The sequence below is a fragment of the Nocardioides litoris genome, assembly GCF_006346315.1.
Taxonomy (GTDB): domain Bacteria; phylum Actinomycetota; class Actinomycetes; order Propionibacteriales; family Nocardioidaceae; genus Nocardioides; species Nocardioides litoris.
Map to the genome: position 1 here is coordinate 25,579 of NZ_VDMR01000009.1, position 24,396 is coordinate 49,974.

General features: G+C 75.8%; 20 protein-coding genes and 1 riboswitch. Of the genes, 15 read left to right on the top strand and 5 right to left on the bottom strand.

Annotation, left to right across the window (positions count from 1 at the left end; translation table 11 throughout):
• The first annotated feature begins 5 nt into the window (after positions 1-5).
• Genes FJQ57_RS19845 through FJQ57_RS19860 form a run of 4 tightly spaced genes read left to right on the top strand, consistent with a single transcriptional unit; the run spans position 6 to position 4,336 of the window.
• Positions 6-1,136 (top strand): Nif3-like dinuclear metal center hexameric protein, encoded by a 1,131-nt coding sequence (locus FJQ57_RS19845; RefSeq protein WP_139983718.1) that lies wholly within the window; start codon positions 6-8, stop codon positions 1,134-1,136.
• Positions 1,133-1,876, top strand: coding sequence for a zinc ribbon domain-containing protein (locus FJQ57_RS19850; RefSeq protein WP_246081928.1), 744 nt, complete (start codon positions 1,133-1,135; stop codon positions 1,874-1,876). The genes FJQ57_RS19845 and FJQ57_RS19850 overlap by 4 nt, the downstream gene beginning before the upstream one ends.
• Positions 1,873-3,060 (top strand): bifunctional RNase H/acid phosphatase, encoded by a 1,188-nt coding sequence (locus FJQ57_RS19855; protein WP_139983720.1) that lies wholly within the window; start codon positions 1,873-1,875, stop codon positions 3,058-3,060. The genes FJQ57_RS19850 and FJQ57_RS19855 overlap by 4 nt, the downstream gene beginning before the upstream one ends.
• A 13-nt stretch (positions 3,061-3,073) precedes the next feature.
• Positions 3,074-4,336, top strand: a complete 1,263-nt coding sequence (locus tag FJQ57_RS19860) for an aminoglycoside phosphotransferase family protein (protein WP_139983722.1) — start codon at positions 3,074-3,076, stop codon at positions 4,334-4,336.
• A 17-nt stretch (positions 4,337-4,353) separates the two neighbouring features.
• On the opposite strand, the gene yaaA is transcribed toward FJQ57_RS19860, so the two are convergent.
• A complete protein-coding gene (yaaA, locus tag FJQ57_RS19865) occupies positions 4,354-5,133 on the bottom strand; it encodes a peroxide stress protein YaaA (protein WP_139983724.1) in 780 nt (259 codons plus the stop codon).
• A gap of 29 nt (positions 5,134-5,162) precedes the next feature.
• Here yaaA and FJQ57_RS19870 point away from each other — a divergent pair, with 29 nt between their 5' ends.
• Positions 5,163-6,638 (top strand): RNB domain-containing ribonuclease, encoded by a 1,476-nt coding sequence (locus tag FJQ57_RS19870; RefSeq protein ID WP_139983726.1) that lies wholly within the window; start codon positions 5,163-5,165, stop codon positions 6,636-6,638.
• 18 nt (positions 6,639-6,656) lie between these two features.
• Here FJQ57_RS19870 and FJQ57_RS19875 read toward each other — a convergent pair whose 3' ends face one another.
• Positions 6,657-8,792: an MMPL family transporter gene (locus tag FJQ57_RS19875; RefSeq protein ID WP_139983728.1), complete on the bottom strand. Its 2,136-nt coding sequence runs from the start codon at positions 8,790-8,792 to the stop codon at positions 6,657-6,659.
• A 39-nt stretch (positions 8,793-8,831) separates the two neighbouring features.
• Between FJQ57_RS19875 and FJQ57_RS19880 the strand changes: the two genes are divergently transcribed.
• Positions 8,832-9,299: a GNAT family N-acetyltransferase gene (locus FJQ57_RS19880; protein ID WP_139983730.1), complete on the top strand. Its 468-nt coding sequence runs from the start codon at positions 8,832-8,834 to the stop codon at positions 9,297-9,299.
• Here the strand turns inward: FJQ57_RS19880 and FJQ57_RS19885 are convergent.
• Positions 9,296-9,877 (bottom strand): sugar O-acetyltransferase, encoded by a 582-nt coding sequence (locus FJQ57_RS19885; RefSeq protein WP_139983732.1) that lies wholly within the window; start codon positions 9,875-9,877, stop codon positions 9,296-9,298. The two genes, FJQ57_RS19880 and FJQ57_RS19885, sit on opposite strands and share 4 nt — an antisense overlap.
• 20 nt (positions 9,878-9,897) lie before the next feature.
• On the bottom strand, positions 9,898-11,253 hold the full coding sequence (locus tag FJQ57_RS19890) for a serine/threonine-protein kinase (RefSeq protein WP_170219525.1): 1,356 nt from the start codon (positions 11,251-11,253) through the stop codon (positions 9,898-9,900).
• 221 nt (positions 11,254-11,474) lie between these two features.
• Between FJQ57_RS19890 and FJQ57_RS19895 the strand changes: the two genes are divergently transcribed.
• From FJQ57_RS19895 to FJQ57_RS19935, 9 genes are all read left to right on the top strand, one after another.
• Positions 11,475-12,377 (top strand): pyruvate, water dikinase regulatory protein, encoded by a 903-nt coding sequence (locus tag FJQ57_RS19895; RefSeq protein WP_246081929.1) that lies wholly within the window; start codon positions 11,475-11,477, stop codon positions 12,375-12,377.
• Positions 12,374-14,800, top strand: a complete 2,427-nt coding sequence (gene ppsA / locus FJQ57_RS19900; protein WP_139983738.1) for a phosphoenolpyruvate synthase — start codon at positions 12,374-12,376, stop codon at positions 14,798-14,800. Before FJQ57_RS19895 ends, ppsA begins: the two co-directional genes overlap by 4 nt.
• A gap of 19 nt (positions 14,801-14,819) precedes the next feature.
• Positions 14,820-15,866, top strand: coding sequence for a zinc-binding dehydrogenase (locus tag FJQ57_RS19905; protein ID WP_139983739.1), 1,047 nt, complete (start codon positions 14,820-14,822; stop codon positions 15,864-15,866).
• Positions 15,867-16,042: 176 nt separating this feature from the next.
• Positions 16,043-16,165: riboswitch (cobalamin riboswitch) on the top strand.
• Between the two features lie 37 nt (positions 16,166-16,202).
• Entirely contained in the window at positions 16,203-19,805 is a 3,603-nt protein-coding gene (gene cobN, locus FJQ57_RS19910) for a cobaltochelatase subunit CobN (protein ID WP_139983741.1), read from the top strand.
• Positions 19,802-20,548 (top strand): SAM-dependent methyltransferase, encoded by a 747-nt coding sequence (locus tag FJQ57_RS19915; RefSeq protein WP_246081930.1) that lies wholly within the window; start codon positions 19,802-19,804, stop codon positions 20,546-20,548. The genes cobN and FJQ57_RS19915 overlap by 4 nt, the downstream gene beginning before the upstream one ends.
• Positions 20,545-20,886 carry a hypothetical protein gene (locus FJQ57_RS19920; RefSeq protein ID WP_139983743.1) on the top strand — a complete coding sequence of 114 codons (342 nt, stop codon included), beginning with the start codon at positions 20,545-20,547 and terminating at the stop codon, positions 20,884-20,886. The genes FJQ57_RS19915 and FJQ57_RS19920 overlap by 4 nt, the downstream gene beginning before the upstream one ends.
• A 20-nt stretch (positions 20,887-20,906) precedes the next feature.
• Positions 20,907-21,419, top strand: a complete 513-nt coding sequence (locus tag FJQ57_RS19925; protein ID WP_246081931.1) for a 2'-5' RNA ligase family protein — start codon at positions 20,907-20,909, stop codon at positions 21,417-21,419.
• Complete coding sequence (locus tag FJQ57_RS19930; RefSeq protein WP_139983747.1) at positions 21,419-22,825, top strand: cobyric acid synthase; 1,407 nt, start codon at positions 21,419-21,421, stop codon at positions 22,823-22,825. Before FJQ57_RS19925 ends, FJQ57_RS19930 begins: the two co-directional genes overlap by 1 nt.
• On the top strand, positions 22,822-23,535 hold the full coding sequence (locus tag FJQ57_RS19935) for a cobalt-precorrin-6A reductase (protein ID WP_139983749.1): 714 nt from the start codon (positions 22,822-22,824) through the stop codon (positions 23,533-23,535). Before FJQ57_RS19930 ends, FJQ57_RS19935 begins: the two co-directional genes overlap by 4 nt.
• Here the strand turns inward: FJQ57_RS19935 and FJQ57_RS19940 are convergent.
• Positions 23,480-24,385, bottom strand: a complete 906-nt coding sequence (locus FJQ57_RS19940; protein WP_139983751.1) for a cobalamin biosynthesis protein — start codon at positions 24,383-24,385, stop codon at positions 23,480-23,482. The two genes, FJQ57_RS19935 and FJQ57_RS19940, sit on opposite strands and share 56 nt — an antisense overlap.
• Between the last annotated feature and the right edge of the window lie 11 nt (positions 24,386-24,396).

Here is a 24,396-nt window from a genome sequence, read left to right on the forward strand (position 1 = left end):
GCCGCGTGCCCCGCCTGCAGACCGTCGTCGACCTGCTCCACACCTGGTTCCCGCCCGGCACGGCCGACTCGTGGGACGCCGTCGGGCTGGTGTGGGGCGACCCGGAGCAGGCCGTGCAGAAGGTCGCCTTCGCCGTCGACGTGACGCCCGAGGTCGCCGCCGAGGCCGCGGAGTGGGGTGCCGACCTGCTGGTGGTGCACCACCCGCTGTTCCTCAAGCCCGTGCACGGGTTCGCGGCGACGACGCCGAAGGGCCGCACGCTGGCCACGCTGGTCGGGGCGGGGTGCGCGCTGCTGACCGCGCACACCAACGCCGACCAGGCCGTCGGCGGGGTGTCGGAGGCGATGGCGACCGCGCTCGGCCTGCACGAGCAGCAGCCGCTGGCCCCCGCGCCGGCCGACCCGACCGACCGGCTCACGGTCTACGTGCCGGTCGAGGCCGCCGCCGTGGTGCGGGCCGCCATCGCCGAGGCCGGGGCGGGGCAGATCGGTCGCTACGACTTCGCGTCGTTCACCTCGGCGCCGGGCCAGGGGCGGTTCCGGCCGCTGGAGGGGGCCGACCCGTTCTACGGCACCGTCGGCGAGATCAGCGAGGTCGAGGAGGTCCGTGTCGAGGCCGTGCTGCAGCGTTCGCGCCGCCGGGCCGTGGTCGCGGCGATGGAGGCCGCGCACCCCTACGAGGAGCCGGCGTACGACGTGGTCGAGGTCGCCGACGCCGAGGTCGGCGCCACCGGGAGCGGGCGGATCGGCACGATCACGCCGGTGACGCTGGCCGAGTTCGCCGAGCAGGTGGCCGCCGCGCTGCCGGACACGCAGCACGGGGTGCGGGTGGCCGGCGATCCTGGGCGCCGGGTGCGGCGGGTGGCGGTCTGCGGCGGCGCGGGCGACTTCCTCCTCGACCGGGTGCTCGGCACGAACGCCGACGTCTACGTCACCAGCGACCTGCGCCACCACCCGGCGGCGGAGTTCGTCGAGAAGGGCGGTCCGGCCCTGGTCGACGTGGCGCACTGGGCGGCTGAGTGGACCTGGCTGCCGGTCGTCTCGCAGCGGCTGGCCGACGCCCTCGACGCGGCCGGGGAGCCCGTGCAGACCCGGGTCAGCACGCTCGTCACCGATCCGTGGACAATGCGCCTGTGAAGGCCGACCCCGCCGCCCAGCTGCGCCTGCTCGAGGTGCAGGCCCTCGACTCGCGCGCCGACCAGCTGCGCCACAAGCGCGCCTCCCTGCCGGAGCTGGCCGAGATCGCCTCGCTCACCGCGAGCCGCCGCGAGGAGGACGACCGCCGCCGCGACCAGCAGGTCGTCGTCGACGACCTCACTGCCGCCCTGCGCAAGGCCGAGGTCGACGTCGAGGCGGTCCGGGCACGACGCACCCGCGACAACGACCGGATGGCCCAGGGGCTCATCACCAACCCCAAGGACCTCGAGCGCATGCAGCACGAGCTGGCCTCCCTCGAGCGCCGCATCGGCACGCTCGAGGACGAGGAGCTCGAGGTGATGGAGCAGCTGGAGGAGGCCCAGGCCCTGCTCACCGAGATCGAGCAGCGGGTCGCGGCCAGCGACGAGCGGCTGGCCGAGCTGCAGGCCGTCGTCGGCGAGCGCACCGCGACTTTCGACGCCGACCTCGCGACCGTGGAGGCCCAGCGCGGCCCGGCCGCGGAGGGGCTGCCCGACGACCTGGTCGCGCTCTACGACCGGCTCCGGGCCGCCAAGGGCGGCGTCGGCGCCGCCGCGCTGACCCAGCGCCGCTGCACAGGCTGCCAGCTGGGCATCGACAACGCCGAGCTCGGGGTCATCCGGGCCACGCCCGAGGACACGGTCGTGCGGTGCGAGGAGTGCTCGCGCATCCTCGTCCGCACCGCGGAGAGCGGCCTGTGACCGACGCCGGAGGCACCGGCCCGCGGGCGGTCCTCATCGAGGCCGACGGCGGGTCGCGGGGCAACCCCGGCCCGGCGGCGTACGGCGCGGTGCTCAAGGACGCCGACACCGGCGCCGTCATCGCCGAGGACGGCACCACCATCGGCGTCGCGACCAACAACGTCGCGGAGTACTCCGGCCTCATCGCCGGGCTGCGGATGGCGGCCGACCACGCCCCCGAGGCCGACGTCGAGGTGCGGATGGACTCCAAGCTCGTCGTGGAGCAGATGTCGGGCCGGTGGAAGATCAAGCACCCCGGCATGAAGCCGCTCGCGGCCGAGGCGGCCCAGCTGGCGCCGTTCGGGACGACGTACACGTGGGTGCCGCGCGAGCGCAACAAGCACGCCGACCGGCTGGCCAACGAGGCCCTCGACGGCAAGCGATCGGGGGTCACCGTGGCCGGGGCGCCGCGCGCGGCGAGCGAGGCCGGCGAGTCGGTGGTCGAGGAGGTCGAGGACCCCGCCAAGACCCCCGCTCGCGGGTGGTCGGCCCCTGGCGCATCGACGACGCTGGTGCTCGTGCGGCACGGCGTCACCGTGCACACCACGGCCAAGCGGTTCTCCGGCGGCCTCGGCGGCGACAACCCGCCGCTCAGCGACGAGGGACGCGACCAGGTCCGGCTCGCCGCCGAGTGGCTCGCGCCGCTGGCCGAGCAGGTCGACCGCGTCGTGGCCTCGCCCGTCCGACGCACCCGCGAGTCGGCCGACATCGTCGGCGCCGTGCTCGGGGTCGAGGTGGCCGAGGAGCCCGGCTTCGCCGAGATGGAGTTCGGCCACTGGGACGGGCTGACCTTCGCCGAGGTGGGCGAGCGGCACGGCGAGGAGCTCACGGCCTGGATGGGGTCGGTGGACGTGGCGCCGCGGGGCGGGGAGTCGTTCAGCACGGTCCGCGCGCGCGTGCTGGCCGGGCTCGACCGGGTCCTGGCCCAGCACGCCGGCCGCACCGTGGTGGTGGTCAGCCACGTCACCCCGATCAAGACGCTCGTGGCGCACGCCCTGGGGGCGCCGCTGCCGTCGGTCTTCGCGATGGAGCTCGCGCCCGCGTCGGTCAGCGTGGTGTCGTTCCACGACGACGGCCGCGGCTCCATGCGGCTCTACAACGCGCTGCCCCCCGCCCGCGACGCCTTCGTGCCCGGCACCTGGTGAGCGGCTGACCGGCGTGCCCGCCCACCTCGTCGCCCTGCTCGACCCGGCGGCCGGGCTGGTGCTCGTCGGTCCCCACGACCCACCCCGGCTGCCCGTCGCGACCGGGAGCTGGCCCACGGCGGGCGACCTGCGCGCCGTCGTCGGGGAGCCCAGCGCGTGGCCCGCGGGCCCGCCGTTCCCCGCCGGTCCCGGGTACGTCGTCGACCCGCTCGTGGCGCGGACGCCGGTCTCGGTGCCGGGCCGCCGGTGGTGGCCGCTCGCCGGGGCCACCGACCTGGGCCTGCCGCCGGAGGCGGTGCACGGGCTGCACGCGGCGGTGCACGAGCTCCGCGTCGGGGCGCCGGCCGACGGACGGGCCCCGTGGTGGACGCCGACGTGGGCCGAGGGGACCGACGCCTGGGTCGACGCGGTGCTCGCCGGCCGGGGCCGGGGCGAGCGTCGCACGGGGCCCGGGGTGCCGGTGAAGACCTGGTCGCTCGCCGCCGTCGTCCGGTACGACGTCGTCGAGCCCTCCGGGCGGGAGCGGCCGGTGTGGCTCAAGGCCCCGTGCGCCGGGTTCCGCGACGAGCCCGCGCTCACCGCCTGGGTCGCCCGGGAGGCGGCCGAGGTGGCGCCGGAGGTGGTCGGGCTCGACGAGGAGCGCGCGCTCCTGCTGGTCGAGCACCTCGAGGAGGTCGCCGAGCCCCTCGACGTCGCCGTGGTGGCCGAGGTGGCGCGTCGCCTGGCCCAGGCGCAGGTCGCGACGGTCGGCCGGCTCGACGGGCTGCTGCGCGCCGGGGCGCCCGACCGCGGGGCCGCCCGCACCGTCGCGGGCCTGCTGCGGGTGCTGCCCGAGGGGACGGCGCGGGCCCGGCTGGTCGCCCACGTCGAGGAGCTGCACGCCCTCGGTCTCCCGCCGACCCTGGTGCACGGCGACCTGCACGTCGGCAACCTCGGTCGGCGCGCCGACGGCACCCCCGTCGCCTTCGACTGGACCGACGCCTGCGTCGCCCACCCCTACCTCGACGGCCGCCACCTCGCGACGAGCGTCGAGCGGGTGGCCGGGGCGGGGGCGGAGGGGGCGGTGCGCGACGCGTTCGTGGGCGTGTGGCACGCGGCGTACCCGCACGTCGACCACCGGCGGGCCTGGGGCCTGGCCCGCGTCGTCGACCGGGCCTTCACGCTGCTGTCCTACGACGCGATCGGGGCTGCGCTGCGACCGCAGGACCGGCTGGAGCACACCCCGGTGCGCGACCAGCTGGTGGCCGAGCTGGTCGGGCCCGACGGGATCGCCTGACGGGGACTGCCGGAGGGTCAGACCTCGCTGACGACGACGTCGAGGCGGGTGCCGGTCTTGGAGGGCTCGTCGAGCTCGACGGTCCAGCCGAGGTCACCGAGGAGCTCGGCCAGCCGGGCCGGGGTGCGCGGGTCGCCGCCGTCCTCGAGCAGCGCGCGCACCAGGCGGCCCTTGGTGGCCTTGTTGAAGTGGCTGACCACCTGTCGGCGGCCGTCGACCTCGTGCAGCACCCGCACCGTCGCCACCCGGCCGGCGAGCTCGGCGGGCGGGCGCCAGAAGGCGGCGTACGTGCCGGAGCGGAGGTCGACGAGCAGCCCCCGGCCCATCGCCTCGGTGACCGCGGGGCCGAGGGCCTCGCGCCACACGCCCGCCACCGGGCCGAGGCCGGGCAGCGAGGCGTCGCCGGAGAGGCGGTAGGCCGGGATGCGGTCGCCCGGGCGCACGAGGCCGAACAGGCTGGAGGTGATCGCGACCCGGCTGCTGGCCCGGCGGCGGGCGGCCGTGGGCAGGCTGGGCAGGCCGAGGGCGTCGTACAGGACGCCGGTGTAGACGGCGTCGGCGCGGGCCGTGGGCGCGGTGGCGGCCCGGGCGTTGAGCCCGACGAGGTCGAGCTGGGTGCGGGGGACCGAGAGCACGCGGGCGGCCTCGTCGGGGTCGCGCTCGCACAGCTCGACGAGGGCGTCGAGGACGCGGGCGCGCGCGGCGGTGAGGGAGCGGGACGAGAGGGTGTCGAGGTCGAGGCGCCGGCCCCGGCCGGGAGCCGCCTTGCCCTCGCTCGGCGGCAGCAGGATCAGCACGACGCGCTCACGACGCCTAGGTTAGGGACATGTCCAGCAGCCGCGTGGTCCGGGTCGGCACCGACGACGAGTCCGTCGTCGTCACCTTGCGACGGGGGGTCGAGCAGCTGCAGGCCGAGCTCGAGGTCACTCCCGCCTTCCCGCCCGAGGTCGAGGAGGCGGCCGCGGCGGCCGCCGCGGCGCCTCGGCTGCCGGAGCTCGACCGCACCGACCTGCCGTTCGTCACCATCGACCCCGACGGCGCGCGTGACCTCGACCAGGCCGTGCACGTGGAGCGCGACGGCGACGGCTTCGTCGTGCACTACGCCATCGCCGACGTCGCCGCCTTCGTCAGCCCGGGCGACCCGGTCGACCTCGAGGCCCACCGCCGCGGCCAGACGCTGTACGGCGCCGACTCCAAGGTCCCGCTGCACCCTCCGGTGCTCAGCGAGGACGCCGCCTCGCTGCTGCCCGACCAGGTGCGGCCCGCGCTGCTGTGGACGATCCGGCTCGACGAGACCGGCGAGGGCACCGACGTCACCGTGCAGCGGGCCCGGGTGCGCTCGACCGCGCAGCTGACCTACGAGGGCGCCCAGGCCGCGCTCGACGACGGCACCGCACCCGAGGTCGTGCAGCTGGTCGCCGAGGTCGGCCGGCTGCGCATCGAGCGCGAGGTCGCCCGCGGCGGCGTCTCGCTGCCGCTGCCCGAGCAGGTCGTCGACGTGCCCGAGGACGGGGAGCTGTGGCGCCTCTCGCTGCGCCGCCTGCTGCCCATCGAGGAGTGGAACGCCCAGATCTCGCTGCTCACCGGGTTCGGCGCCGCCTCGCTCATGGTCTACGCCCGCGTCGGCCTGCTCCGCACCCTCCCGCCGCCCGACCCGCGCGACCTCCAGCGGCTGCACCGCGTCGCCCGCGCGCTCCGCGTCGAGTGGCCCGCCGAGCAGCTCTACCCCGACTTCATCCGCTCCCTCGACCCCGCCCGCCCCGACCACGCGGCCGTCGTCGTGGCCAGCACCCGGCTGCTGCGGGGCAGCGGCTACGTCGCCTTCGACGGCGAGGTCCCGGCCGAGCCCCAGCACGCGGCGCTCGCCTCCGAGTACGCCCACGTCACGGCCCCGCTGCGCCGGCTCGCCGACCGCTACGCCGGCGAGGTGTGCCTCGCGCTCTGCGCCGAGCAGCCCGTGCCGGCGTGGGTGCTGGAGGCCCTGCCCGGCCTGCCGGAGGAGATGGCGACCTCGTCGCGGCGCGCGTCGTCGTACGAGCGGGGGGTGGTGGACCTCGTGGAGGCCGGGCTGCTCGCCGGCCGGGTCGGCTCGGAGCACGACGGGGCGATCGTGTCGGTGGAGGAGAAGGACGAGCGGCGCGGCAAGGTGACCGTGCGGGCGCTCGGCGTCGAGGCGCCGGTGACCTCCGCCGACCCGCTGCCGCTGGGCCAGGACGTGCGGGTGCGGCTCGTCGAGGCCGACGTGGAGGAGCGGTCGGTGCGGTTCGAGGTCGTGCCGGGCCAGCTCGGCCGGGCGCGCTAGGGGTCCCGGCGACGTCGGTCAGGCCTCGGCGACGGTCCGGCTCCCCGGCCGCCACCCCGGCCGCCACCAGTTGCGCTGGCCGAGCAGCGTCATCGCAGCCGGGAGCAGCAGCCCGCGCACCACGGTGACGTCGAGCAGGATCGCCACGGTCATGCCCACGCCGACCTCCTTGACCGCCACCAGCTCGCCGGCGGCGAAGCCGAGGAAGACGACGGCGATGGCCAGCGCGGCGAGGGTGACGACCGGGCCGGTGGCGGTGATGCCGGCCAGCACGGCACGGTCGTTGGCGGCGCGCCCGTCGAGCGACGGCCGGACGGTCCCGCGGCGGTCCCACTCCTCCTTGATCCGGGCGACGAGGAAGACGTGGTAGTCCATCGACAGGCCGAAGACGAACATGAAGAGCAGCAGCGGCGTCGTCAGGTCGAGCGACCCGGTCGCGGTCCCGCCCAGCAGCGGCCCGCCCCACCCGTGCTGGAAGACGAGCACGACGACGCCGAGCGTGGCCGAGAGGGACAGGAGGTTCAGCACCAGCGCCTTGGCCGCGACGACGGGCGAGCCGGTCAGGCGCAGCAGGAGGAGGCCGGCCGCCACGACCACGGCTCCGACCGCGAGGGGCACCCGGGACCCGAGGGCGTCGCGGGAGTCGACGAGCTCCGCGGCGGGCCCGCCGACCAGGACCGGTACGTCGCGGCCGAGGGCGCGCACGTCGGCGACGACCCGTTGCGCGCCGGGGCCGCTGGTGGGGCCGTGGGGGAGCACGGTCAGGTGGCTCCAGCCGTCGGGCAGGCCGTCGCGGAGCAGCACCTCCTCGACGTCGGGCAGGGCGGTGGTCCGCTCGGTCAGCACGGTGAGGCGCGGGTCGCCGACCGGGGCGTCGACGAGCACCTCGAGCGGCGCCGTGGCGATGTCGGGGTGGTCGGCCTGGATGACCTCGACGACCGTCCGGGCCTCCGAGCCGGGCGGCAGCGCGCGGGCGTCGGAGGCGCCGAGCTGCAGGCCGAGGAGCGGCAGGGCCAGGGCGACCAGCAGCCCGGCCGACCCGAGCAGCACCGGCCACGGCCGGGCCTGGGCCAGCCGCGTCGTGCGCGCGAGGAACGACCGCCCGGCGGGGCGGGCCGGCCGCCCCAGGGCGCCGCGGTCGACCGGTGGGACGCGTCGGTGGGCCACCGCGACCAGGGCGGGGGCCAGGCTGAGGCCGGCTGCGGTCACCACGGTCACGGCGGCCAGCCCGCCGACCGCCATCCCGGTCAGCAGGGGGTCGCCGAGCAGCAGCAGGGCGGCGAGCGAGGCCCCGACGGTGAGGCCCGAGACGAGCACGGTGCGGCCCGCGGTGTCGAGGGTCCGGCCGAGCACGGCCTCGGCGTCCGGGCGTCGTCCGGCCGCGGCGCGCTCCTCCCGGAACCGGGCGAGCACGAGGAGGCAGTAGTCGACGGCCAGGCCGAGACCGAGCACCGTCACCACGTTGACGGCGAAGTCGCTCACCGGGGCGACGCCGGCCAGCCCGGCCAGCACGAGCAGGGACACCGCGACCGACCCGAGCGCGACGCCCACCGGCAGCAGCCCGGCCACGAGGCTGCCGAGCGCGACGGCCAGGAGCACCAGCAGCACCACGAGCGCCACCCCCTCACCCCGGGCCGCGTCCTGCACGGCCTGGTCGACGAAGGTGCGCTCGGCCAGCAGGTCGCCCCCGACCGCGACCTCGGGGAACGGCGCCCGGTGCAGCGCCGCGGAGACCCGGTCGGCCAGGGCCATGGCCTCCTCCTCGCCGAGCGCCGGGTCGAGGTCGACCTCGACGACCGCGCTCGAGCGGTCCTCGGCCACCAGCTCGTAGGCGCTGGTCACCCACGGGTCGCGCACGTCGAGGACCCCGGGCAGCGCCCGGACCTCCTCCACGACCGCGCTCGACCCGGCCGCGACCTCGGCGTCGACCGGGTCGGCGCCGCGGAGCACCGCGACGACCTGCTCGCCGTCGTCGTCGAGCGCGTCCAGCCGGCGGTCGACCTGGGTCGACTCGACGTCGGCGCGGAGCCCGACGTCGCTCGCCCGGTCGAAGACCGAGCCCCCGAGGACGGCGCCGGCCACGACGAGCACGGCCCACAGCGCCAGGACGATCCTGCGTCGACGGTGCACCCACCGGCCCCACCGCTCCAGCACCCGCCGACTCTAGTGCCGCCCTCCGCTAGCGTCGCGGCGATGGAGACCATCCGTCTCGGGCCCGACGACTGGGAGACGTTCCGCGAGGTGCGGCTGCGGTCCCTCGCCGAGGCACCCGCCGCGTTCGGGTCGCGGTACGCCGACTGGGTCGACGCCCCGGAGGAGCGCTGGCGCCAGCGGCTGACCGACGTGCCGCTCACCCTCGTCGCCCGGGCCGAGGGCAGGGTCGTCGGGGTCGTCAGCGGGACCCGGGCCGAGGACGGCTGGGCCGAGCTCATCTCGCTGTGGGTCGACCCGGCCCTGCGCGGCACCGGGGTGGTCACCGACCTCGTCGAGGCCGTCGTGGCCTGGGGTGCCGAGCAGGGCCGGTCGACGTACCTCATGGTGCGCGCCGACAACGCGCGGGCACGGGCGGCGTACGAGCGAGCGGGCTTCGTCGACGTCGGGGTCCCCGATGACTGGCCCGACGACGAGCCGCCCGAGCACCGGATGGAGCGCGCGGGCTAGAGCTCGCGGATGACCCGGGCCGGGTTGCCCACGGCGACGACGCCGGCCGGCAGGTCCTTGGTGACCACGGAGCCCGCACCCACGACGGTGTCGGCGCCGATGGTGACGCCTGGGCACACGACGACGCCGCCGCCGAGCCAGACGTTGTCGCCGAGGGTGATGGGCTCGGCGCCCTCCCACTTGTCGCGGCGCGGGCCGGGCTCGAGGGGGTGGGTCGGGGTCAGGAGCTGGACGTGGGGGCCGATCTGCACGTCGTCACCGATGGTGATGGGGGCGACGTCGAGGGCGACCAGGCCCATGTTGGCGAACGTGCGGGCCCCGACCGTCAGGTGCCGCCCGTAGTCGACGTGCAGCGGCGGACGCAGCACGGTGTCCTCGCCGATCGCGCCGAGCAGCTGCTCGAGCAGTGCACGACGGAGCGGACCCTGGCGCGAGGTCGTGGCGTTGTAGGCCGCCGTCAGGTCGAAGGCCTGGTGGCTCCACTCCTCCAGCTCGGGGTCGTCGGCGACGTAGGGGTCGCCGGCGAGCATCCGCTCGCGCATCGTGCGGCCGTCGGGCTGGTACGGGTCGCTCGTCATGCGGGCAGCCTAGGGACCGCTCAGGGGCGGCCCTTCGGACCCTTCCCCGGACCCTTCCCAGGCCCCTTGCCGGGCCCCTTCTTCTTGCCCTTGCCCTTGCTCCCGCCCGGGCCCTTGTCCTCGGCAGGCCCGGCCTTCGAGGGCTTCGACGGCGACGCGGGTGGCTGGGCGGGCGGCTGGGCGGGCGGCCGGGGTGCGCGGGTGGGTCGGGGTGCGCGCGCGGGCCGGGGGGACCGCGTGGCCGGCGTCGTCGACCCGGTGCGGACCGGGGCGACCTCGGTGGTGGCGGACGGGTCCACGGGGGCCGCGGTCGTGGTGGTCGGCGTCGGGGTGGGCGACGCCGTCGTCGGGTCGGACGTGCTCGACGAGGTCGGGGGAGGTGCGGCCTCGGCGACCGCGGGCTCGGCGGTGCCCAGCAGCCGCCAGGTGCCGGCAGCCAGGGCGAGCACGAGCAGCACGGCGGCGGCCACCAGGATCACCGGTCCGCGCCGGTGCTCGGGCCCGCGGCGCACGACAGCCACGGCGGCCGTCGCCGGGCCGTCGGCGTGGACGGGCACCCGGTCGGGGTCGGCCAGGCCAGCGAGCCGCTCGGCCGCGGCAGCGGCGTCAGGCCGGTCGGCGGGGTCGGCGGCGGTGAGGGCGGCCAGCAGGGCGGGCCAGCCCGGTGGCAGGGAGGTGGGGACGAGCGGGCCGCGCGTCAGCCGGGCCAGGGCCGCCTCGACCGGGGTGCCGGTGAAGGCGCGCACGCCGGTCAGGGCCTCGAGCAGCACGAGCCCGAGCGCGTAGAGGTCGGTGGCGGGCGTGACGGTCTCGCCGCGCACCTGCTCCGGGGCCAGGTAGGCGGCGGTGCCGACCGTGGCCCCGGTCAGGGTCAGGCCCGAGGTCGCGTCGGCCAGGCGCGCGACCCCGAAGTCGGTGAGCAGGGCGCGGTCGCCCGCGAGCAGCACGTTGGAGGGCTTCACGTCGCGGTGGACCACGCCCCGGTCGTGCGCGTGGGCCAGCCCGCGCGCCACCTGCGCGCCGAGGGACGCCAGCCGCTCGGCCGACGGCCGCTCGCGGGCCAGCAGGTCGGCCAGCGTCTCGCCGTCGACGAGCTCGAGCGCCAACCACGGACCGTCGTCGCCGACCCCGGCATCCAGCAGGGAAACGACGTTGTCGTGGTCGAGCCGGGACAGCACCCGCGCCTCCGCGACGAACCGCTCCCGGTCGACCGTCGCCCCGCCCCGCACCGTCTTGACCGCCACCTCGTGGCCGAGCACGCGGTCGTGGGCCCGGCGCACGTCGGCCATGCCGCCGCGCCCGAGCAGCTCGCCCAGCTCGTAGCGGCCGGCGAGCACCGGGTGGTCAGGCGCGTCAGGGGCGTCGGGGTCGTCCACGGGCGTGCTCCTGGGGTGGGGGTCGGACCATGGTGACCGGCCCCACCGGTGGGCCGCACCGTCCGCGGGGGCGATGCCGTGCCGGACCGCGCCGGCGTCCCGCGCACCGGTCATCACCCCGCAGCCGCTCTCGCACCAGCGTCGGGGTGTGGCGGTGGACACAAGGACCGGAAGGTGACGAGGACGGCCACACCGGCCCGGGCTGGGCTAGGTTGCGGCGGGTGAGCGCGACGGAGCCGAGCGGGTCGCCCGAGCCGGACGACGGGGTCGTGCCCGTCTTCTTCCTCTCCGACTCCACCGGCATCAGCGCGGAGACGATGGGCAACGCGCTGCTGATGCAGTTCCCCGACCTGGTCTTCGAGCGCACCACGATCCCCTTCATCACGACCCCCGAGGCCGCGCGCGAGGTCGTCCAGCAGCTCGACGAGGCGATGGACGGACCGGTGGTGCCGCTGGCCTTCACCACCGCCGCCGAGGACCGCATCCGCCTCGAGCTGCTCAAGACCCGGGCGCCGATCATCGACTTCTTCGAGATGCACATGGACCCGGTCGAGCGGATCCTCGGCCAGCGCGGCGTGCGGCAGCCCGCCCGGCTGCACGGCGTCGGCGACATCAAGCGCTACAACTCGCGGATGGCCGCGGTGGAGTTCACCATCGAGCACGACGACGGCCAGAGCCTGCGCGCCCTCGACCGGGCCGACGTGGTGCTCATCGCGCCGTCGCGGTGCGGCAAGACGCCGACGAGCATGTACCTCGCGCTGCAGCACGGCCTCTTCGTGGCCAACTACCCGCTCGTCGACGAGGACCTCGAGTCCCGCGACCTGCCCCGGCCGCTGGCCGACATCAAGGCGCGCTGCTTCGGCATCACCACCAACGCCGAGCGGCTGGCCCGGGTGCGCAACGAGCGTCGCCCCGGCTCGCGCTACGCCGAGGTGGCCCAGTGCCGGTGGGAGCTGCGCCAGGCCGCGGCCCTCTACGCCGCCCACGGCGTCCCGGTCATCGACTCGGCCACCAAGTCGGTCGAGGAGATGGCCGCCCTCGTCCTGCAGACCCTCAAGCGCAACGGCGGGGTCCCCAGCCGTCAGCGGAGCAAGACCCGTCACGCCCCGGGAGGCACCCCATGAGCACCACCCCGTCCGAGTCCCGCGACCACGTCAACGTCCGCTGGTTCTCCGACCTCGGCCTCGGCGACCTCGAGGAGGTCGGCGGCAAGAACGCCTCGCTGGGCGAGATGGTCAGCCACCTCACCGACCTCGGGGTGCGGGTGCCCGACGGCTTCGCGACCACCGCGGCGGCGTACCACCGCTTCATCGGCGAGACCGGGCTGGCCGAGCGCATCGCCGGCCTCGTCGACGGCCTCGACACCGACGACGTGCGCGCGCTGGCCGCGGCCGGCCGCGAGATCCGCGAGGCCGTCGTCTCCCAGGAGTTCCCGCCCGACCTCGAGGCCGACATCCGCGCGGCGTACGACGAGCTGGCCGCCGGCTCGGGCGGCGAGGCGTCCTTCGCGGTGCGCTCCTCGGCCACGGCCGAGGACCTGCCGGACGCCTCGTTCGCGGGCCAGCAGGAGACCTTCCTCAACGTGCGCGGCATCGACGCGGTGCTGCAGGCGGTGCGCGAGGTGTTCGCCTCGCTCTACAACGACCGGGCCATCGCCTACCGGGTGCACCACGGGTTCGCCCACGGCGACGTCGGCCTCTCGGCGGGCGTGCAGAAGATGGTGCGCTCCGACATCGGCTCCTCGGGCGTGATGTTCACGATGGACACCGAGTCCGGGTTCACCGACGCGGTCTTCGTGACCTCGGCCTACGGCCTCGGCGAGGGCGTGGTGCAGGGCGCGGTCAACCCCGACGAGTTCTACGTCTACAAGCCCGCCCTGCGCGAGGGCCGCCCGGCCGTCCTCAAGCGCGGCGTGGGCGCCAAGCTGACCAAGATGGTCTACACCAACGACGCCGCGGTCGGCCGCACGACCGAGTTCGTCGACGTCGACGCCGACCAGGCGCGGCTGCTGTCGCTGACCGACGCCGAGGTGACCGAGCTGGCCCGGCACGCGCTGGTCATCGAGGAGCACTACGGCCGCCCCATGGACATCGAGTGGGGCAAGGACGGGGTCGACGGCCAGCTCTACGTGCTCCAGGCGCGGCCCGAGACGGTGCAGTCGCGTCGTACGGGCGCGCTGGAGCGGTTCAGCATCGACAAGACGGTGACCAAGGACGCCACCGTGCTCGTCGAGGGCCGCGCCATCGGCCAGAAGATCGGCGCCGGCCCGGTGCGGGTGCTCTCCTCGGTCGAGCAGATGAGCGACTTCGTGGCCGGCGAGGTGCTGGTCGCCGACATGACCGACCCCGACTGGGAGCCGATCATGAAGCGGGCCTCGGCCATCGTCACCAACCGCGGCGGCCGCACCTGCCACGCCGCGATCATCGCCCGCGAGCTCGGCATCCCGGCGATCGTCGGCACCACCAGCGCCACCCGCACCCTGGCCGACGGTGCCGAGGTCACGGTCTCGTGCGCCGAGGGCGACACGGGCCTGGTCTACGACGGCGCCCTCGACTTCGACGTCGAGCGCACCGAGCTCGACGCCATGCCCGACGTGCCGGTCAAGATCATGATGAACGTCGGGACGCCGGAGCAGGCGTTCTCCTTCGCCCAGCTGCCCCACCGCGGGGTCGGCCTGGCCCGGCTCGAGTTCGTCATCAACCGCCAGATCGGCATCCACCCCAAGGCCCTGCTCGACCTCGAGGCCGGCGTGCTCGACGAGGCCGACCCGGAGCTGGCGGCCGAGGTGCGCGAGACGGTGGCGGCGTACCCCTCGCCCCGGCAGTTCTTCGTCCAGCGCGTCGCCGAGGGCGTCTCGATGCTGGCGGCGGCGTTCGCGCCGTACCCGGTGATCGTGCGGATGAGCGACTTCAAGTCCAACGAGTACGCCAACCTCGTGGGCGGCGAGCGCTACGAGCCCGAGGAGGAGAACCCGATGATCGGCTACCGCGGCGCGTCGCGGTACCTGTCCGCGGACTTCGCCGAGTGCTTCGCCATGGAGTGCGAGGCGCTGCGCTTCGTGCGCGACGAGATGGGCCTGACCAACGTGCGGGTGATGATCCCGTTCGTGCGCACCCTCAAGGAGGCCGAGGGCGTCATCTCGCTGCTCGGCGAGCACGGGCTGCGCCGCGGCGAGAACGACCTGCAGGTCGTGATGATGTGCGAGGTGCCGTCCAACGCCGTGCTGGCCGACGCGTTCCTGGACCACTTCGACGGCTTCTCCATCGGGTCCAACGACATGACGCAGCTGACCCTGGGGCTCGACCGCGACTCTGCACTCGTGGCCGACGGGTTCGACGAGCGCGACCCCGCGGTGCAGCACATGCTGTCGCTGGCCATCAAGGCCTGCAAGGACCGCGGCAAGTACGTCGGCATCTGCGGCCAGGGCCCCTCGGACCACCCCGACCTGGCCGACTGGCTGCTCGACCAGGGCATCGAGTCGATGTCGCTCAACCCCGACACCGTCGTCGCGACCTGGCAGCGCCTCGCGGCGCGCGCCTCGGGCTGACGGGCTCGGGACGGGCGGCGTGCGCGCGGTCGTCGTCGACGGGGTCCGGGCGACGCCCCGGGTCGCCGAGGTGCCCGCCCCGGCCTGCCCGCCGGCCGGGGTCGTGGTGCGCGTCGGCGCGACCGGCCTGTGCCGCAGCGACTGGCACGCCTGGGCCGGGCACGACGACATCGCCTGGCCGCACGTGCCGGGCCACGAGCTGGCCGGCGAGGTGGTCGAGGTCGGGCCCGAGGTGCGGCGGTGGGCGGTCGGTGACCGGGTGACCGTGCCGTTCGTGTGCGGCTGCGGGCGGTGCGAGTGGTGCCGGGCCGGCGACGCGCAGGTGTGCCCCGACCAGGAGCAGCCGGGGTTCACGCACTGGGGGTCCTTCGCCGAGCTGGTCGCCCTGCACGCCGCCGACACCAACCTGGTCGCCGTGCCGCCCGAGGTCGACCTGGAGACCGCGGCGTCGCTGGGCTGCCGCTTCGCCACCGCGTTCCGGGCGCTGGTCGGGCGGGCGCGGGTCGTCGAGGGGGAGTGGGTGACCGTCGTCGGTGCCGGTGGGGTCGGGCTGAGCGCGGTCATGGTCGCCCGGGCGCTCGGCGCGCGCGTGGTCGCCGTCGACCGGAGCCCCGAGGCGCTGGCCGTGGCGACCGACCTCGGGGCCGAGCACGTGGTCCTCGCGGCCCCGGGCACCGACCCGGCCGCGACGGTCGCCGACGTCGTACGACGCACGGGCGGGAGCCACGTCGCCGTCGACGCCGTGGGCAGCGAGCAGACCTCGGCCACCGCGGTCCACGTGCTGCGGCGCCGCGGTCGGATGGTCCAGGTCGGGCTGCTCCCGCCCGTCGACGGCCACCCGCGGGTGCCGATGGACCGGGTCATCGCGTGGGAGCTCGACCTGCTCGGCAGCCACGGCATGGCCGCGGCCGACTACCCGGAGATGATGGCGATGATCGCCGACGGTCGGCTCGCGCCGCAGCGGCTCGTCGAGCGGACCGTCGGGCTGGCCGAGGCGGCCGCGCTGCTGCCGGGGTTCGACTCCGCCGTCGTCGCGGGGATGACGGTGGTCGACCCGGCACGGTGACGCTGCGGTCGGGTGATCTCGAGACGGGACTCCGTCCCTCCTCGACCACCGTGGGTCCGGCTCGACCGGTTGCGGTCGTGTGGTCTCGAGACGGTTGCCAGCGCGACCTCCTCGACCACCGTGGGCTCGGCCGGGCCGCACGGTGGTCGAGGAAGGCGCCCTGGCGCCTGTCCCGGGACCACAGCCCCTAGAGTGGCGCCACCGATTCTCGTGGAGCAGGAACCCGGTGCGAGTCCGGGGCGGTTCCGCCACTGTGAGGCCCTCGCGGCCCAGCCAGACACTGGCCACGGGACTCTCCGCCGACCAGGGGCGAGAACCCCGAGGAGAAACCCGCTGATGCGCATCGCTCTGCTGTCGACGTCCGACACCGACCTGCTCTCCGCCCGCGCCGCCAACGACCTGGGCGCCGACTGGGTGTTCGCCAACCCGTCCCGGCCGGGGCACCAGTCGATGGCCGCGACCATCGAGGGCTGCGACCTCGTGGTGGGCCGGGTGCTGGGCTCGCCCGACGACTTGTGCTCGGGGTTCGCCCGGATCAAGGCGACCGGGATGCCGGTCGTCGTGCTGGGCGGGGAGCAGCAGCCCAGCGCCGAGCTGATGGAGCTCTCCTCGGTGCCGATCGGCGTCGCGGCCGACGCCCACCGCTACCTGGCCGAGGGCGGGCCGGCCAACCTGCGCCAGCTGCACGCGTTCCTCTCCGACACCGTGCTGCTGACCGGCGAGGGCTTCGAGGCGCCGTTCGCGGTGCCGCAGTGGGGCATGGTCGAGCGCGAGGACACCGGCCTGCCGCGGGTCGGGATCCTCTACTACCGGGCCCACGAGGTCTCCGGCAACGCCGCCTTCGCCCACGCCCTGGCCGACGCGGTCGACGCGACGGGCGAGGCGGTCGGCGTCCCCGTGTTCGCGGGGTCGCTGCGCTCCGCCCCCGACGAGCTGTACGACGCGCTCGGCTCCCTCGACGCGCTCGTGGTCACCGTGCTGGCCGCCGGCGGCAGCACGCCGGCCTCGGCCAGCGCGGGCGGGGACGACGAGGCCTGGGACGTGGCGCGGATGGCCGCGCTCGACATCCCGGTGCTGCAGGGCCTGTGCCTGACCACCAGCCGCGCGGAGTGGGAGGCCAGCGACGACGGCGTGACGCCGCTGGACTCGGCGACCCAGATCGCGATCCCCGAGTTCGACGGCCGCATCATCACCGCGCCGTTCTCCTTCAAGGAGGTCGACGAGGACGGGCTGCCGCACTACGTCGCCGACGCCGAGCGCTGCGCCCGGGTCGCCCGGATCGCGGTCAACCACGCCCGCCTGCGTCGTACCCCGCCCGCCGAGCGCCGGGTCGCGCTGATGCTCTCGGCCTACCCGACCAAGCACTCCCGCGTCGGCAACGCCGTCGGCCTCGACACCCCCGTCTCGACCATCCGGCTGCTGCGCCGGCTGCGCGACGAGGGCTACGACCTCGGGCCCGTGGGCGCCGTCCCGGGCCTCGAGATGGCCGACGACACCGAGGCCGGCGACGCCCTCATCCACGCCCTCATCGACGCGGGCGGCCAGGACGAGGAGTGGCTGACCAACGCCCAGCTCACCGACGCCCACGTCCGCATCACCAAGAGCCAGTACGACGCCTGGACGGCCGACCTGCCCGACGACCTCAAGGCCGACGTGGTCGAGGCGTGGGGCGAGTCGCCGGGCGAGCTGTTCGTCAACGACGCGGGCGAGATCGTGCTGGCCACCATCCAGGCCGGCAACGTGGTGCTGCTCATCCAGCCGCCGCGCGGGTTCGGCGAGAACCCGATCGCGATCTACCACGACCCCGACCTCGCGGTGACCCACCACTACCTGGCGGCGTACCGGTGGTTGCGGGCCGCGCCCGACGAGGGCGGGTTCGGCGCGCACGCCGTGGTGCACCTGGGCAAGCACGGCTCGATGGAGTGGCTGCCGGGCAAGAACGCCGCCCTGTCGGCCTCCTGCGCGACCGACCAGACCATCGCCGACCTGCCGCTGGTCTACCCGTTCCTGGTCAACGACCCCGGCGAGGGCGCGCAGGCCAAGCGGCGCGCGCACGCGGTCATCGTCGACCACCTCATCCCGCCGATGGCGCGGGCGGAGACCTACGGCGACATCGCGCGCCTGGAGCAGCTGCTCGACGAGCACGCCAACATCGCCGCGATGGACCCGGCCAAGCTGCCGGCCATCCGCGGGGAGATCTGGCAGCTCATGCACGCCGCGGAGATGCACCGCGACCTCGGGCTCGACGAGCAGCCCGACGACGAGGACTTCGACGACTTCATCATGCACGTCGACGGGTGGCTCTGCGAGATCAAGGACGCCCAGATCCGCGACGGCCTGCACGTGCTCGGCCAGGCGCCCGAGGGCTCGACCCGGGTCGACCTGGTGCTGGCCATCCTGCGCGCGGCCCAGGTCTTCGGCGGCCAGAGCGCCGCGGTGCCCGGCCTGCGCGCCGCGCTCGGCCTCAAGGAGGGGGCCGAGGCCACCTCGGCCGTCGACGAGATCGAGCGCCGCGCCCGCGGCCTCGTGCAGGCCCTGGCCGACGCCGACTGGGACCCCGCCGTCGCCACCACGCTGCACGACGACCCCGAGGTGCAGCGGGTGCTGGCCTTCGCGGCCACCGAGGTCGTGCCCCGCCTGGCCCGCACCACCGACGAGCTCGACGCGGTGCTGCACGCCCTGGGCGGCGGGTTCGTGCCCGCCGGGCCGAGCGGCTCGCCCCTGCGCGGCTTGGTCAACGTGCTCCCGACCGGCCGCAACTTCTACACCGTCGACCCGCGCGCCGTCCCGTCCCGGCTGGCCTGGCAGACCGGCCAGGCCATGGCCGAGTCGCTCGTCGCCAAGTACGTCGAGGAGACCGGCGACTTCCCGCGCTCGGTCGGGCTGTCGGTGTGGGGCACCAGCGCCATGCGCACCAGCGGCGACGACGTCGCCGAGGTGCTCGCGCTGCTCGGCGTGCGTCCGGAGTGGGACGAGGCGTCCCGCCGGGTCCGCGACCTCACCCCCGTGCCGCTGGAGGAGCTCGGCCGGCCACGCATCGACGTGACCGTGCGCATCTCGGGGTTCTTCCGCGACGCGTTCCCGCACGTGGTGGCCATGCTCGATGACGCCGTGCAGCTGGTCGCCGGCCTCGACGAGCCGGCGGAGTCCAACTACGTGCGCGCCCACGCCCAGGCCGACCTGGCCGAGCACGGCGACGAGCGCCGCGCGACCACCCGCATCTTCGGCTCCAAGCCCGGGTCGTACGGCGCGGGCATCCTGCAGCTCGTCGAGTCGGGCACCTGGAAGGACGACGCCGACCTGGCCGAGGTCTACACGACCTGGGGCGGGTTCGCCTACGGCCGCGGGCTCGACGGCGCCCCGGCCTCGGACGACATGCGCACCAACTACCGGCGCATCAAGGTCGCGGCCAAGAACATCGACACCCGCGAGCACGACATCGCCGACAGCGACGACTACTACCAGTACCACGGCGGCATGGTGGCCACGGTGCGCGCGCTGACCGGCGCCGACCCCAAGGCCTACGTCGGCGACTCGACCACGCCCGACGCGGTGCGCACCCGCACCCTGCAGGAGGAGACCAACCGGGTCTTCCGCGCCCGGGTGGTCAACCCGCGCTGGATCGGCGCCATGCAGCGCCACGGCTACAAGGGCGCCTTCGAGCTGGCCGCGACCGTCGACTACCTGTTCGGCTTCGACGCCACCGCGGGGGTCGTGCACGACTGGATGTACGCCTCGCTCGCCCAGGAGTACGTGCTCGACGAGACCAACCAGGAGTTCATGCGCACCTCCAACCCGTGGGCGCTGCGCGGCATCGTGGAGAAGCTGCACGAGGCCGCCGACCGCGGGCTGTGGGCCGAGCCCGACCCCGAGCTGATGGCCGCGATGCAGCAGGTCTACCTCGAGCTCGAGGGCGACCTGGAGGACCGCGGCCAGTGAGCCGGCCGCTGACCGTCCGCGTGGTCGGGGTCGGCATGGGATCCCAGCACGTGACGCCCGAGGCGGCCGCGGCGCTGGCCCGGTCGGCGTACGTCGTGGCGGCGGAGAAGTCGGCCGACGACCCCCTGCTCGCGCTGCGGCGCGAGATCGCGGCCGCGCACGGCCTCGAGGTCGTCGCCGTGCCCGACCCGACCCGCGACCGCGATGACCCCGCCGACTACCCCGGGGCCGTCCGCGACTGGCACGCGGCCCGCGCGGCGGCGTACGCCGAGGTGGTGGCCGCGCGCGGGGGCGACCCGGCGTTCCTGGTGTGGGGCGACCCGTCGCTCTACGACTCGACCATCCGCGTCGCCCGCCTGATGGGGCCCGACGTGCGGGTCGAGGTCGTGGCCGGCGTCGGCGCGCCGCAGCTGCTGGCCGCGCGCTGCGGCATCGTGCTGCACGACGTCGGCCGGCCCGTGCACGTGACGACCGAGCGTCGCCTCGGCGAGGCGATCACGGGTGGGCAGACCAACGTGGTCGTGATGCTGACCTCCGGGCCGCCGCCCGCGGGTGCGGACGGCGTGCCCGACGACTGGTGCGTGTGGTGGGGCGCCGACCTCGGCACCGAGCACGAGTCGCTCGTGCACGGACGGCTCGGCGACGTGCGCGAGCGGATCGCCGCCGAGCGGGAGCGGGTCAGGGCTGCTGCCGGCTGGGTCATGGACACCTACCTGGTGCGGGCCCCGGGGACGACGCCGTGAAGCGCCCCGACCGCGACGTGCTGCTCTGCCGCGACTGCTGCTGCGGCACGGCCCGCAAGCACCCCGGCACCGACCACGGCGCCCAGCGCGACGTGCTGGAGGCGGCCGGCGACGCCGCCGAGCACGTGCGGGTGCGGGTCGTGGACTGCCTCGACGAGTGCGACCGCAGCAACGTCGTGCTGGTGCGCGACTTCACCGCCGGGCGGCGGCCGAAGGACACCTGGCTCGGCGGCGTGCTCGACGACACCGCGACCACCGCCGTCGTCGACTGGGCGCGCGACGGCGGGCCGGTGCCCGACGTGCTGGCGCGGCACGTGTTCCGGAGCAAGCGCGGGTGACCGGTTTGTCGGGACACTCGGTGCTGGCGGTGCCCGTGCGCGAGCTCGACGGCTGGGTGCGCGAGCGCACGGAGCGGCAGGACGCGTCGTTCGTCTCCGCCGACCCCGGCTTCATCCACGCCCACGTCACCGTGCTCGGGCCCTGGCTGTCCGCGCCCACGCCCGCCGACCTCGCGGAGGTGGCCGAGGTCGTGGCGGCCGAGCCGGCGTTCGAGGTCGAGCTGGCCGAGGTGGGGGAGTTCCCCGACGGCAACCTGCACCTGCGGCCCGAGCCCGACGGGCCGTTCCGGCGGCTGACCGCCGCCCTGGCGGTGGCCTTCCCGGCCACGCCGCCGTACGCGGGTCGGTACGCCGAGGTCGTGCCGCACCTGACGCTCGACCACCGGCTCACCGGCGCCACGGTGGACTCGCTCCGGGCCGAGCTGGCCGAGGTGCTGCCCGTGCGGAGCCGGGTGGAGCGGGTCGACCTGCAGTGGTGGGCCAACCACGACTGCCACCGGCGGTGCACGTGGCCGCTCGGCGGGGCCGCCTGATGGCCGGCCTGCTGGTCGCGGGCACGACGTCCGACGCCGGCAAGTCCGTGGTCACGACCGGACTGTGCCGGGCGCTGGCCCGGCGGGGCGTGCGGGTGGCGCCGTACAAGGCGCAGAACATGAGCAACAACTCGATGGTCGTCGTCGGCGCCGACGGGCAGCCCGGCGAGATCGGGCGGGCGCAGTGGGTGCAGGCCCTGGCCGCGCGGGCCGAGCCCGAGGTGGCGATGAACCCGGTGCTGCTCAAGCCCGGCGGCGAGCGCCGCAGCCACGTCGTCCTGATGGGGCGACCCGGGGGAGAGGTGCGGGCGACCGACTTCGTCGACGGCCGGCGGCACCTCGCGGCGGCCGCGCACGCGGCGTACGACGACCTGGCGGGCCGGTGGGACGTCGTGGTCGCCGAGGGGGCGGGCAGCCCGGCCGAGATCAACCTGCGCGCGAGCGACTACGTCAACATGGGCCTGGCCCAGCACGCCGGCCTGCCGACCGTGGTCGTCGGCGACATCGACCGGGGCGGGGTGTTCGCGGCCTTCTTCGGCACCCTGGGGCTGCTCGACGAGGCCGACCAGCGGCTGGTCGCGGGCTGGGTGGTCAACAAGTTCCGCGGCGACCTGGGGCTGCTGCGCCCGGGCCTCGACGAGATCGAGCGGCGGACGGGCCGCCGGGTCTTCGGCGTGCTGCCGTGGCGGCCCGACCTGTGGCTGGACAGCGAGGACGCGCTGGACCTGGAGGGCCGCCGCGCCGCCGCCGGGACCGGGGGCGCCGGCACGAGACGGGTCGCGGTGGTGCGCTTCCCGCGGATCTCCAACTTCACCGACGTCGACGCCCTGGGGCTCGAGCCCGACCTCGACGTGGTCTTCGCGAGCACGCCGGCCGGGCTGTCCGACGCCGACCTCGTGGTGCTGCCGGGCACCCGCGCGACGATCGACGACCTGGCCTGGATGCGCGAGCGCGGGCTCGACCGCGCGGTCGTGGCGCACGCGCGGTCCGGCCGTCCGGTGCTCGGCATCTGCGGCGGCTGCCAGGTGCTGGGCCGCGAGGTGGGAGACCCCGACGGCGTCGAGGGCCCGCCGCGTACGGTGGAGGGCATCGGACTGCTCGACGCCACCACCCGCTTCGCGGAGGAGAAGACCCTGCGCCTGCACGCGCCCGCCGGGTACGAGATCCACCACGGCCGCTTCTCCGGCGAGCGCACCTCCGGTGCCGTGACCGGCACGATGGTGCACGGGGCGCTCGAGGACGACGCCGCCCGCGCGGCCTTCCTGCGCGATGCGCTCGGGGTCACCTCCCGCGCGTCGTTCCCGGCGGCCCGCGAGCGTCGCCTCGACCTGCTCGGCGACCTCGTCGAGGAACACCTCGACGTCGACGCCCTGCTGGCCCTCGCCCGGTCGGGGGCAGCCCGGTGAGGGTGCTCATCCTGGGCGGCACGGCCGAGGCGCGGGCGCTGGCCGCGCTGCTGGTCGAGGACGGCGACGAGGTGCTGACCTCGCTCGCCGGTCGGGTCGCCCGGCCGCGGCTGCCCGAGGGCGCGACCCGCGTGGGTGGGTTCGGCGGGGTGGCCGGGCTCGTCGACTACGCCCGTGACTTCGACGCCGTCGTCGACGCCACCCACCCCTTCGCCGCCACCATCTCGGCCCACGCCGCCGGGGTCGACGTGCCGCTGCTGCGCCTCGCGCGCCCCGGCTGGACCGACCCCGGTGACTGGCACTGGGCCGCCGACCACGACGAGGCCGCGTCCCTGGCGGCGAGCCTGGGCCGCCGGCCGCTGCTGACCACCGGCCGGCAGACCCTCGACCGGTTCGTCGGGCCGCTGCGCGAGCTGGCCGTGCTGGCCCGCGTCGTCGACCCGCCCGAGGTCGAGCTGCCGCCGTCGTGGCGGCTGCTCCAGGACCGCGGCCCCTACCAGCTCGAGGGCGAGCAGGCGCTGATGGTCGGCCACCGGGCCGACGTGCTCGTCACCAAGGACTCCGGCGGCGCCCACACCCGGCCCAAGCTCGACGCCGCCGCCTCGCTCGGCGTCCCGGTCGTCGTCGTGCGCCGTCCGGCGCCGCCGCCCGGCGTCAGGCTCGTGCCCGACGTCGCCGCCGCCCGGGCGTGGGTGCGAGGGCGAGGATGACCACCGACGCCAGCTGCACGCGCCGGGCCAGCACCCGCGCGCGGCGCACGTCGTGAGCGGCGGGGGCCCGGCCGTCGCCGAGCACGGCGCGGTGCTCGACCCGGCCCGCGTAGTCGTTGGTGCCGCCCAGGCGCACGCCGAGCGCACCGGCGAACGCCGCCTCCACCGGCCCGGCGTTGGGACTCGGGTGGCCGCCCGCGTCGCGGCGCCAGGCCCGCAGGCTGCCCCGCGGGTCGCCGCCGAGCACCGTGGCCAGGGCCGCGGTGAGCCGCGCGCCGGGCAGGTTGAGCACGTCGTCGAGGCGGGCCGCGGCCCAGCCGAAGCGTTCGTGGCGCTCGCTGCGGTGGCCCACCATCGCGTCGAGGGTGTTGGCCGCGCGGTAGGCCAGCAGCCCGGGCACCCCGGCCACCGCGCCCCAGACGAGCGGGGCGACCACGGCGTCGCTGGTGTTCTCGGCCACCGACTCCACCACGGCCCGGGCGACCCCGGCCTCGTCGAGGTCGTCGGTGCGCCGGCCGACCAGCCGCCCCACCTGGCGGCGGGCGCCGGGCAGGTCGCCGGCCTCCAGGAACGCCCCCACCGCCGCCGCCTCCCGGTCGAGGCTGGTGCCGCCGAGCACGACCCACGTGGCCGCGGCCGTGGTCACGGTGCTGGTGGGCAGGGCGCGGCCCAGCAGGACCGCGCCGCCGACGAGCAGGGCGACGTGGGCGACGCCGCGCGCGCGGTCGTCGCCCCAGGTGCGACGCTCGAGCGCGGCGGCCAGCGACCCGAACCCGGCCACCGGGTGCCCGCGCTGCGGGTCGCCGAGCAGCCGGTCGGCGGCGTACCCCAGCAGGAGACCGGCGTTCACGGGAGGTCCCG

Excerpts from the sequence above, each read along its gene's own strand:
- FJQ57_RS19885 (WP_139983732.1), bottom strand. The coding sequence starts at position 9,877 with ATGACGAGCGACCCGTACCAGCCCGACGGCCGCACGATGCGCGAGCGG.
- FJQ57_RS19930 (WP_139983747.1), top strand. The coding sequence starts at position 21,419 with ATGGCCGGCCTGCTGGTCGCGGGCACGACGTCCGACGCCGGCAAGTCC.
- cobN (WP_139983741.1), top strand. The coding sequence starts at position 16,203 with ATGCGCATCGCTCTGCTGTCGACGTCCGACACCGACCTGCTCTCCGCC.
- ppsA (WP_139983738.1), top strand. The coding sequence starts at position 12,374 with ATGAGCACCACCCCGTCCGAGTCCCGCGACCACGTCAACGTCCGCTGG.
- FJQ57_RS19870 (WP_139983726.1), top strand. The coding sequence starts at position 5,163 with ATGTCCAGCAGCCGCGTGGTCCGGGTCGGCACCGACGACGAGTCCGTC.
- FJQ57_RS19880 (WP_139983730.1), top strand. The coding sequence starts at position 8,832 with ATGGAGACCATCCGTCTCGGGCCCGACGACTGGGAGACGTTCCGCGAG.